This window comes from Bacteroides sp. RTP31139st1_H2_RTP31139_211217, from assembly GCF_040227615.1.
In the GTDB taxonomy this organism is placed as follows: Bacteria; Bacteroidota; Bacteroidia; order Bacteroidales; family Bacteroidaceae; genus Bacteroides; species Bacteroides uniformis.
The window spans coordinates 73,806-85,468 of the sequence record NZ_JBCNZM010000003.1 but is presented as its reverse complement, the minus strand read 5'-3'; the positions used below and the strand labels follow the sequence as shown (position 1 = coordinate 85,468).

Here is an 11,663-nt window from a genome sequence, read left to right as displayed (position 1 = left end):
CTATTACGACAAACGCCACCTCTTCCGGATGGGGCACGAGACAGAACATTTCACCCCCGGCAACCGGCGTCCCATCATCCGATATCGCGGCTGGAATATACTGCTGCTTGTATGCTATGACCTTCGTTTCCCGGTCTGGAGCCGCAATACGAGCAATGAATACGACCTCCTGATTTACGTCGCCAACTGGCCCATTCCCCGCCGGAAAGTCTGGGACATCCTGCTGCAAGCGCGCGCGCTGGAAAACATCAGTTATGTCTGCGGTGTCAACCGTATCGGCAAGGACGGCAGAGACATTCCACACAGCGGAGGCAGTGTGGTCTACTCTCCGAAGGGGGAAGTGCTTGCCACTGTGCCCGACAACGAAGAGGCGATTGCCACCGCCTCCCTCAACCTTTCCTCCCTGCAGGAGTTCAGGCTAAAGTTTCCCGCTTGGAAAGATGCGGACGAGTTCGTTATTTCTTCAAATAATAGTTCACAGTAGTCACTACACGTACGCTTTTTATATAAGGAGTATAGGCATCGCGGTCACTTATGGAGAACTGCCCTTGCGAGGCATTGCGGATTTTCCCCAGTTCACTGTCCGAATCCTTGGCAAACTTCTCGGCTGCAGCACGAGCGTTCTTCGTGGCCTCCTCTATCATTCTGGGCTTCACTTCGTTGAGACCGGTGAATTCATAAGACACATTATATTTATAATCCCCTCCCGTGATGGCAATACCCTGCTTCAAGAGTTCAGCCTGCCCCGACATGAGCTTACGCACCCTATCCACATTCTTGGAAGTGACAGTGATGACAGACGTGGCATTATAACGATAGGCCACGTTGCGGTCAACGTAACGTTCGGCCTGCATGTCAATCACTTCGGGCGGTGCAATACTGATTTCCTCCTTCTCAATACCGTTGTTTTCAAGGAAACTCACGACGGCAGTGTTTTTCTTCTCCATATTGGCATAAAGCAGTGCAGGGTCATTACCTATGTCTTTGTAGACAAGAGGCCAGACTACCTTGTCGGCAGGCACTTCCATTTCGGCCAGCCCTTTCACACTGACCACACGGTCCTTATTCACAAAATTGTTGATACCGCCTTTTACCATGATTCCCAACAAAAGCAGCCCCACGGCTATGATGGCTGCTTCTACTTTCCAGCTTTTCATACATTGATATTTTAGAGTTTATAAACACACACAAATATAACAAACCCAAACGACAAAAAGTGCGATGAATGGTCTATTTTTATATGATTATCCTCACTTATACCCCAAACGAACGAGACATTATACAAAATGCACCAAATCCTCTTTTTTAGAGTATTTAATGAAAATACCCAAAAGAAGGAGTACATCTTCTCCAAAAAGTACCTATTTTTGTCCTTCGAAACAATGTCAAAGCGACAACATGATTAATTTAATAATTCTAACCCCTAAATCCTATGTTGACCCAACGTAAAATCCATACTCACGGTGGCGGTTGGCCGTGACTTTATGGAATGACCGAAGACACTTTCCGTACAACCGTCAAAACCCATATGAGATATGGGACGACCAGTATTTCTTAATTAATCTTCAGCAATATGCGGATGAACATTGTTTTTCGTATATTTGTTGATTGAAAGAACAGTTCAATACTTAATCATTTATTAATAATAAATTTTATGAAAACCAATCTAAGCTCTCAAATCACTCTCAACAGAGTCTCCCCCAGGTACTATAGACCTGAGAATGCATTTGAACGGTCGGTATTGACCCGACTGGAAAAAATCCCGACAGATATTTATGAGTCTGCGGAAGAAGGCGCCAACCAGATTGCCCTTGACATTGCACAGTTAATCCGTGACAAGCAAAAGGCGGGACGTTTCTGTGTCTTGGCACTGGCAGGCGGTAACTCTCCGCGCAATGTATATGCAGACTTGGTACGTATGCACCAGGAAGAGGGATTAAGTTTCCGCAACGTAGTCATATTCAACCTCTACGAATATTATCCATTAGCTCCCAATGCCATCAACAGCAACTTCAACGCATTGAAGGAAATGCTGATAGACCATGTGGACATTGACAAACAGAATGTTTTCACCCCCGACAGCACCATCGCCAAAGACGCCATCTTTGAATATTGCCGTCTTTACGAGCAGCGCATTGAAAGTTTCGGTGGCTTAGACATCGCTTTGCTGGGCATTGGCCGTGTAGGTAATATAGGTTTCAATGAACCGGGTTCACGCCTGAACTCTACCACTCGTCTGATATTGCTGGACAACGACTCCCGCAATGAAGCTTCCAAGATGTTCGGTAGCATTGAAAATACCCCCATCAGCTCCATCACCATGGGAGTAGCCACCATCCTCTCGGCAAAGAAAATATATCTGCTGGCATGGGGTGAGGAGAAAGCGCAAAAGGTGAAAGAATGCGTTGAAGGTCCGGTAACAGATACTATCCCTGCATCTTATCTGCAGACTCACAACAATGCACATGTAGCTATCGACTTGTCTGCCGCCGCCAATTTGACGCGTATCCAACGCCCCTGGCTGGTAACCTCCTGCGAATGGAACGACAAGCTCATCCGCAGTGCCATCGTCTGGTTGTGCCAACTCACCGGAAAACCCATTCTGAAACTGACCAACAAGGACTACAACGAAAACGGTCTGAGCGAACTGCTGGCATTGTTCGGCTCAGCCTATAACGTGAACATCAAGATATTCAATGACCTGCAACATACCATCACCGGATGGCCGGGCGGCAAGCCGAATGCTGACGACACCTATCGTCCTGAGCGTGCAAAGCCCTATCCAAAACGTGTGGTCGTATTTTCTCCGCATCCCGATGATGACGTTATCTCCATGGGAGGCACCATCCGTCGTCTGGTAGAGCAGAAACATGACGTGCATGTGGCTTACGAAACTTCCGGTAACATTGCCGTAGGCGATGAAGAAGTTATCCGCTTCCTGCACTTCATCAACGGGTTCAACCAAATCTTCAACAACAGCGAAGACCAGGTCATCAATGACAAATATACTGAAATCCGTAAATACTTGAAGGAGAAGAAAGACGGTGACATGGATACACGCGACATCTTGACCATCAAGGGACTGATTCGCCGTGGCGAGGCACGCACTGCATGTACATACAATAATATCCCTCTGGATCACTGTCATTTCCTTGACCTGCCATTCTACGAAACGGGCAAGATACAGAAGAATCCTATCAGCGAAGCAGACGTGGAAATTGTACGCAACCTATTGCGTGAAGTGAAACCCCATCAGATTTTCGTTGCCGGCGACCTGGCCGACCCGCACGGCACACACCGTGTTTGTACGGACGCCGTATTTGCCGCCATTGACTTGGAAAAAGAAGAAGGTGCCAAATGGTTGAAGGAATGCCGCATCTGGATGTACCGCGGTGCATGGGCCGAATGGGAAATCGAAAACATCGAGATGGCTGTGCCCATCAGCCCGGAAGAACTGCGTGCCAAGCGTAACTCTATCCTGAAGCATCAATCGCAGATGGAAAGCGCACCGTTCCTGGGCAATGACGAACGTCTGTTCTGGCAACGCAGCGAGGACCGTAACCGCGGAACAGCTGCCTTGTATGACAGCCTCGGACTTGCTTCCTATGAGGCGATGGAAGCCTTTGTGGAATACATTCCGCTATAAACGGATAAAATATTAACAATAGGATGAGATGTATTGCTCCGGCAATGCATCTCATTTTTTCATGTCTCAGCCTTCTTATATTCCCAAGGAATATTTGCAGATATAAAAACAATCAAATAATTTTGTTACTTATTTATCGAAACGACAAAACTTAAAAACAAACACCATTATGAAAAAGTATGCTATCAACATCCTTGTCATTTTATTCCTACTCACGCCATTTACATTGTTTGCAAATGGATGCCATGCCAATAACGACACCATCAAAGTATTGGCAATAGGCAACAGCTTTTCACAAGATGCAGTAGAGCAATATTTGCACGAACTGGGAGAAGCTGAAGGTATCACCATGATTATCGGCAATATGTTTATCGGAGGATGTTCACTGGAACGGCACGTGCAAAACATACGCAACAACGCTCCGGCCTATGCCTATCGCAAAGTAGAGAAAGACGGGGAAAAAACAGAAACCCGGTCAATGACTATTGAGAAAGCACTGGCCGATGAGAAATGGGACTATATCAGTGTTCAGCAGGCCAGCCCTTTGTCTGGTATCTATGACAGCTACAAAGCTTCCCTACCTGAATTGGTTAACTATATCAGGGAACGAATTGGAAAGGAAACCGTATTAATGGTGCACCAGACATGGGCTTATGCTACCAATGCCAACCACACCGGATTCAAAAACTATGACCAGAACCAAATGAAAATGTACACCAGCATTGTGGATGCAGTAAAGAAAGCCGCCAACCTGGTGGGTATCAAGAAAATTATCCCTTCGGGAACCGCCATACAAAATGCACGTACCTCCTTTATCGGCGACCATATGAATAGGGACGGATACCACCTTGACTTAACCATAGGCAGATATACAGCTGCCTGCACATGGTTTGAGGCATTGACCCATCAGAATGTAACAGAAAACCCATATTCTCCCGAAGGAATGGACCCAATCCATAAGAAAGCAGCTCAAATGGCTGCGCACAACGCCATCCTCTATCCGGACAAAGTTACGGAACTGACAGAACTGAAAAAGATTGCCGATTAATGCTTTTTAATTCTTAAGACTTACTTATATGTCTGCAAAATAATAAAAAGAAAGTAACCCGCTCATCAGTGAAGCTTTCTTTTATGTACTTTTGCACGCACCACCGTCTGGTAAAAGCAGATATTGGCAACTTCAATATTTCATCAGTATGAAAAAACTTATCCTAACCGGCATATGGCTCTTGTGTGGATTCCTCCTTCCGGCACAAGAACTAGAGCAGAATGTGGAAGAACGCCTCCAGACATTCTTTAGGGAATACACCACCCATACGGCCAACATCGGTACCTGCAAGCTGGATAGTTTCCGCATTGACTTCCGGAAGAAGAAATTGCTTGTCTATACAAACGAGCGCTTTGCCTACCAGCCTCTACGGCCTGAAACCGTTGATGCCATTTACCGCCATCTGGGACAAATCCTGCCAGGACCGGTGAACTATTTCGACCTCACCGTCTTTGCTGACGGGAAGAGCATCGAAGAGCTTATCCCCAACCTCTACCGGAAAGGGAAGAAAGACAAGGCACGTCTGTTCAGCCACCTGGAATACAAAGGTACCCCCTGGGTAACCCGTACCTCGCGCCCCTACGACATCACCCGCGGACTGGAAGGACGCCACATCGCCCTTTGGCAAAGCCACGGGAAATATTATATCAATGACAAGGACAAATGGGGATGGCAACGCCCGAGGCTGTTCTGCACTACAGAAGACCAGTTCACCCAATCCTTCATCCTGCCCTACCTCCTGCCCATGCTAGAGAATGCAGGAGCCAATGTATTCACTCCCCGCGAAAGGGACACGCAGAAGCAGGAAGTCATCGTAGACAATGACGGTAGCCTGAGCGGACATGGAGGACAAGGTTCCCTTTATCTGGACGTGAAAAGCCGGAAAGCACGTTGGGAACAGACCTCCCGACCCGGATTTGCCCAACGGAAACGAGTCTATCAAGACAATGAAAACCCTTTCCTCTCCGGCACGGCACGCTTTGCCAAAACTGAAAAGAAGAAAGACAAGGCTTTTGCCGAATGGGTACCCGATATTCCGGAAACGGGAGAATATGCTGTATACGTATCTTACCAAACACTGCCGGGCAGCGTAAGCGATGCCAAATATCTTGTATTTCACAATGGAGGCGTCACGGAGTTCAAGGTGAACCAGCAAATAGGAAGCGGCACATGGGTGTACCTCGGCACATTCACTTTTGACAAAGGCCGGAACGACTACGGCATGGTGGTATTGAGCAACGAAAGCAAAGAGAAAGGCGTGGTCTGTGCCGATGCCGTCCGCTTTGGAGGGGGCATGGGCAACATTGCCCGCGGGGGACAAACCAGCGGCTTGCCCAGATACCTGGAAGGCGCACGCTACTTTGCCCAATGGGCAGGCATGCCCTATCCCGTCTATGGAGGCTATGAGGGAAAGAATGATATGAACGACGATATCAACGTACGTTCCCGTACAGTGAATTACCTTGCAGGAAAATCACTATTCAACCCAACGGAAGAAGGTTTGGGCATCCCCTTTGAAATGAGTATGGCCCTGCATAGCGATGCCGGTTTCAGTAAGGAAGATGAGATTATAGGCACTCTCGGCATTTATACCACCAACTTCAACAACGGTCGGCTGCATGCCGGTACAGACCGCCATGCCTCCCGTGACCTTTCGGACATTCTGCTAACGCAGTTGCAGCGTGATATCCGCTCTACCTTCAACGTAGACTGGACACGCCGCAGCCTATGGAACCGCAACTACAGTGAAACACGCCTGCCCGCCGTCCCTTCCACCATCGTAGAACTGTTGTCGCACCAGAACTTCGCAGATATGCGCTTGGGACATGACCCTAACTTCAAGTTCACCGTCGGGCGTGCGCTCTATAAAGCTATTCTGCAATACATATGCAGCCAGCACGGCAGAGACTACGTTGTCCAACCCCTTCCCGTCAGCCACTTTGCCATCCGCTTCGGTCAAAAGAAGAATACTTTAGAGCTTTCCTGGCAAGGAGAGGAAGACCCGTTGGAGCCGACTGCCAAACCACGTGAATACATTGTATATACACGTATCGGTCGTAGAGGATTTGACAATGGCGTACGCGTCAGCTCCCCATCCCACACCGTAAAAATAGAACCGGGCATCGTCTATTCCTTTAAAGTAACCGCCGTAAACCGGGGTGGCGAAAGCTTCCCTTCGGAAATTCTTGCCGCCTACAAGGCAAAGCGTGAAAAAGGACAGATACTTATCGTCAACGGATTTGACCGCATCAGCGGGCCTGCCGTTATAGACACCCCCGATGCGGCAGGCTTCGACTTGTCACAAGATCCCGGCGTACCCTATCTCTATGACATCTCCCTCTGCGGCGCCCAGCAGAATTTTAGCCGGAAGGAAGCAGAACGACGTCTGGGAGAGAGCAGTGACGAATACGAAGGCATGAAAATCATCGGAAACACTTTCGATTACCCCTTCGTACATGGCAAAGCCATCCAGGCAGCCGGAAATTACAGCTTCGTCTCATGCAGCGACGAGGCTGTGGAAAAGGGCATCCTCTCATTAGAGGATTATCCGATAGTGGACTATATCCTCGGACTTGAGAAAGAAGACAATTCCAGCAATCCGGCACGCAATACCTACTACAAAACATTCTCCTCGCCCATGCAGCGCATACTGACTTCCTATTGCCAGTCGGGAGGTCATCTCCTGGTCAGCGGTGCCTACGTAGGCAGCGATATGGACAGCTCGCAGGGCAATAAAGAATTTATTCAGAATATCTTGAAGTACCGGCATGGCAACTCTCTGAAAACAGACGGGGACAAAATCGCTGTCCGGGGACTGGGGCATACCTTCACCCTTCCCCGCCTGCCGAATGAGCAAAGCTATCCGGTCACTTCCCCTGATTGCATCCTGCCCATGTCTCCCGCTTTTCCAGTCATGACCTATGCCATCGGCAACACACCCGCCGCCGTAGCCTATCAAGGCAGTGATTATCGCACTTTTGTCATGGGATTCCCTTTTGAAAGCATCCGGGAAGAAACATCCAGAAATGTAATTATGGCATCCATACTCCGCTTTCTCACCACAGATTACACAGATTAACACAGACAAAATAGCAATCCCTATAAATAATCTGTGAAAATCTGTGTAATCTGTAGTGAAAAAACTATCTTTGCTTCCATTAATCATTAAACATTAACCACTAAACATTAAACATCATGTACACTATACAAGCCAACCCCAGCGGAACCCGTAGTTTAGAAGTTTCTGAAGAGAATCTTGCCACCATCGAGAAATACGGCCTCTTCCGCCATCTCATCGACAGCAACGGTATTGTGGACGAAACCGTGCTCGACAAGTTGAAACTGAACATCCGCTCCCTCATCGCCGCGCAAGAGGAAGACAGCAAAGACCTGCTCGACCTCTGTATCGACGTTATCTATCACAACAACATGAAGGCCTTCGGACTACAACAGCTCATCAAGCTCTATCTGCAATGGCTTTCCCAACAAGACACCATAGAAGAAGAATAAATGAAAACCATCGACACCTGCGGACAACAGCATTACAGCCCTTTAATCCCTGCCATCAAGGCCATGTGCGAGGCCGGAAAAGGCGAGAAGCTGGAAATCATCATGGACGACGCTGCTGCCTTCAATGACATGAAAGAGTATCTTTCCGAACAGCAGATAGGCTTCCGTGAGATTTACGACGGAGAACGGATGACATTACAGTTTTTAATGTGCAAATGAAAGAATATCGCCTTACAGACTGGCTTCCTACTACCAAGAAAGAAGTGGAACTACGTGGTTGGGACGAATTGGATGTAATACTTTTCAGCGGTGACGCCTACGTGGATCACCCTTCTTTTGGAGCCGCCGTCATAGGCCGCATCCTCGAAGCAGAAGGATTGCGCGTAGCCATCATCCCCCAACCCAACTGGCGCGACGACTTGCGCGACTTCAAAAAACTGGGACGTCCCCGTCTGTTCTTCGGCATCAGTCCCGGCTGTATGGATTCGATGGTCAACAAATATACTGCCAACAAACGCTTGCGCAGTGATGACGCCTATACCCCGGATGCACGTCCGGATATGCGTCCGGAGTACCCTTCCATTGTATATACCCAGATATTAAAGAAGCTATTCCCCGATGTCCCCGTCGTACTGGGCGGCATCGAGGCAAGCATGCGCCGCCTGACGCACTATGACTATTGGCAGGACCGTGTACGCCCCAGCATCCTCCTCGACAGCGGAGCCGACTCACTCATCTACGGTATGGGAGAGAAACCGGTGGTGGAACTTACGGAAAGGCTGAAACGCCAACAGACACAGATGGACGCCCCAAGCTTCAAAAAGCTCATCGCCGATATTCCCCAAATGGTTTACCTTGACAAGGAAGTAGTGGTACAAGAAGGGGATATCACCCTCTTTTCCCATGAAGAATGTCTGAAAGATAAAAAGAAAGAAGCTGCCAACTTCCGTCATATCGAGGAGGAAAGCAACAAATATACAGCATCCCGCATCTTGCAAAAGAGCGGCAAGCTGACGGTAGTAGTCAATCCTCCCTATCCCCCTTTGACGGAAGCTGAACTCGACCGTTCTTTCGACTTGCCATACACGCGCCTGCCCCATCCCAAATACAAGGGAAAACGTATTCCGGCATACGACATGATAAAGTTCTCCGTCAACCTGCATCGCGGATGTTTCGGAGGATGTGCCTTCTGCACCATCTCCGCACACCAGGGCAAATTCATCGTAAGCCGCAGCAAGGAGAGCATTCTGAAAGAGGTGAAAGCCATCACGGAGCTGCCAGACTTCAAGGGTTATTTGAGCGATTTGGGAGGCCCGTCGGCCAATATGTACCGCATGAAGGGACGGGATGAGGCCGTCTGCAGGAAATGCAAACGCCCGTCGTGCATCTACCCCAAGGTATGCCCCAACCTGAATACGGACCACCGTCCGCTGCTCGACATCTATCATGCCGTAGATGCCCTGCCCGGCATCAAGAAGTCCTTCATTGGCAGCGGTGTACGCTATGACCTGCTGCTGCACCAGAGCAAGGACCCGAACACTAACAAAAGTACGCAGGAATATACCCGCGAGCTCATTGCCCGCCATGTCAGCGGTCGCCTGAAGGTAGCACCGGAGCATACGTCAGACCGCGTGCTCAACATCATGCGCAAGCCTCCGTTCAGCCAGTTCGGTGAGTTCAAGAAGATATTCGACAGGATTAACCATGAAGAAGGACTACGCCAGCAGCTTATTCCTTATTTCATCAGCAGCCATCCCGGATGCAAGGAGGAAGATATGGCAGAACTTGCCGTCATCACCAAGCGACTGGACTTCCATCTGGAACAAGTGCAAGACTTTACCCCTACTCCCATGACCGTTGCCACCGAAGCATGGTACACGGGCTTCCATCCTTATACGCTGGAACCGGTATTCAGTGCCAAAATGCAGCGCGAGAAACTGGCTCAACGCCAATTCTTCTTCTGGTACAAACCCGAAGAGCGCAGGAACATCATAAACGAACTGCGCCGGATAGGACGGACGGATTTGATAGACAAGCTATACGGGAAACGATAAAAATACGATATTTCCAAGAAACTCACAGCAACTGCATGAAACGATTCCTCCTCCTCTGCCTATCCCTACTCCCCATTGGAGCGACAGGTCTGCTGGCACAAAGCGAATGCCTGCCGCAAAATTACAGTATCATCTTCGGTGGCGGTGTATCCTTACCTCATGTAGAGGGAAACCGTAACGACTTCTTCAGCAAGAATGGCAACCGGGTGGGATATGACCTGATGACAGAAGGCCGCTACTACATCACGCCCCTATTTGCCGCAGGACTTCAATATGACTATCTACGCATGGCACGCCTGCCGGATAAGGCACATCTGCACTGCATACGCCCCAACATCACATACCGGCCCTTGTGGAGCAACGGGAATCAAGGACTGTTCCTCTCGTTCGGCATCGGGTATATGAACTATCAGGAACGGACATATAAACGCGGTGAACGGAACGGACACCTTTTCCATAAAGGATATTGTGGAATAACTTTCGCAGCAGGCTATGAGTTCCGCATCAGCCGTAAACTCTCGGGCATGATTCGCTGTGATTTCCTGACAGCAGACTGGTTTGCCAACCCCGATGCACGACTTTATAACACAGACGGGTATGATGACGGAGTAGACCATAGCTGGTTCAAAAACAACATCACTTTCTTCAATTTGGGATTCGCCTTGCAGTTCGGACGTTAGTGGCAGGAGTGGCAACAGTTTACTCTTCCACCTGCATTGCCACTACCTCCTGCAACACACAGACAGCTTCTTCTACCGTCTTGACATCCTTCACCAACATACTCCGTTTGTTGTTCTGTTCGCGCAGGTCACAACGCCGGGTGTACTTCATCATGTAGGCAATGACCTTACCGAAAGCCTGGCTCTGATAGTACGGGCTGTCCGGATTGGAGACGAAGAACAGGGACATGCGCCCACCTTTCAGAAAGACTTTCTCCACGCCGAGGCGGGCAGCCAGGCGTCGCAAGGGAACGATGCGCAGCAGTTCTTCCGTTTCGGGAGGAATCGGGCCGAAGCGGTCTTCGAGGCGGGAACGGAAAGCATCCACATCCTTGTCGAGTGTCAATCCGTCCAACTCGCGATAGAGCAACATACGCTCGCTGCTGCCAGTCACGTAATCGGCAGGCAACAGAAGTTCGAGGTCGCTTTCCACCTGGCATTCGTCCACAAACTGCTCGCCACTGATGACGCCTCCGTCTGCTTTCAGTTCTTCGGCATAAAGGTCGGCAAACTCGTCGGTCTTCAGTTCGTGCACAGCTTCGGAGAGAATCTTTTGATACGTCTCGTAGCCTAGGTCGGCAATGAAACCACTCTGTTCGGCACCGAGCATATTGCCTGCGCCACGGATGTCAAGGTCCTGCATGGCAATGTGGATGCCACTGCCCAGGTCGGAGAAGTTCTCGATG

At 49.3% G+C, this 11,663-nt stretch carries 10 protein-coding genes; 8 read left to right on the top strand and 2 right to left on the bottom strand.

What is annotated here, in order from left to right:
* Positions 1-484, top strand: a 484-nt coding sequence (locus ABUA47_RS01155; protein WP_349831382.1) for a nitrilase-related carbon-nitrogen hydrolase, incomplete at its 5' end; no start/stop codon positions are given.
* Here ABUA47_RS01155 and ABUA47_RS01150 read toward each other — a convergent pair.
* Complete coding sequence (locus ABUA47_RS01150) at positions 456-1,157, bottom strand: SIMPL domain-containing protein (protein WP_009036813.1); 702 nt, start codon at positions 1,155-1,157, stop codon at positions 456-458. The two genes, ABUA47_RS01155 and ABUA47_RS01150, sit on opposite strands and share 29 nt — an antisense overlap.
* 497 nt (positions 1,158-1,654) lie before the next feature.
* On the opposite strand from ABUA47_RS01150, the gene ABUA47_RS01145 reads away from it, so the two are divergent.
* The 7 genes from ABUA47_RS01145 (at position 1,655) to ABUA47_RS01115 (ending at position 10,938) form a co-directional block, all read left to right on the top strand.
* A complete protein-coding gene (locus ABUA47_RS01145) occupies positions 1,655-3,646 on the top strand; it encodes a glucosamine-6-phosphate deaminase (protein ID WP_005826674.1) in 1,992 nt (663 codons plus the stop codon).
* Positions 3,647-3,815: 169 nt separating this feature from the next.
* Positions 3,816-4,694, top strand: a complete 879-nt coding sequence (locus ABUA47_RS01140) for a DUF4886 domain-containing protein (RefSeq protein WP_005836017.1) — start codon at positions 3,816-3,818, stop codon at positions 4,692-4,694.
* 148 nt (positions 4,695-4,842) lie between these two features.
* Positions 4,843-7,773, top strand: coding sequence for a xanthan lyase (locus tag ABUA47_RS01135; protein WP_211475261.1), 2,931 nt, complete (start codon positions 4,843-4,845; stop codon positions 7,771-7,773).
* A 116-nt stretch (positions 7,774-7,889) separates the two neighbouring features.
* Positions 7,890-8,204, top strand: a complete 315-nt coding sequence (locus ABUA47_RS01130; RefSeq protein WP_005826681.1) for a hypothetical protein — start codon at positions 7,890-7,892, stop codon at positions 8,202-8,204.
* On the top strand, positions 8,205-8,423 hold the full coding sequence (locus ABUA47_RS01125) for a sulfurtransferase TusA family protein (RefSeq protein ID WP_005826683.1): 219 nt from the start codon (positions 8,205-8,207) through the stop codon (positions 8,421-8,423).
* Entirely contained in the window at positions 8,420-10,258 is a 1,839-nt protein-coding gene (locus ABUA47_RS01120; RefSeq protein ID WP_347774260.1) for a YgiQ family radical SAM protein, read from the top strand. Before ABUA47_RS01125 ends, ABUA47_RS01120 begins: the two co-directional genes overlap by 4 nt.
* Positions 10,259-10,293: 35 nt before the next feature.
* Positions 10,294-10,938 carry a hypothetical protein gene (locus tag ABUA47_RS01115; RefSeq protein ID WP_005826687.1) on the top strand — a complete coding sequence of 215 codons (645 nt, stop codon included), beginning with the start codon at positions 10,294-10,296 and terminating at the stop codon, positions 10,936-10,938.
* 19 nt (positions 10,939-10,957) lie between these two features.
* On the opposite strand, the gene ABUA47_RS01110 is transcribed toward ABUA47_RS01115, so the two are convergent.
* A partial coding sequence (locus ABUA47_RS01110) for a TRCF domain-containing protein (RefSeq protein ID WP_349831380.1) occupies positions 10,958-11,663 on the bottom strand: 706 nt, incomplete at its 5' end.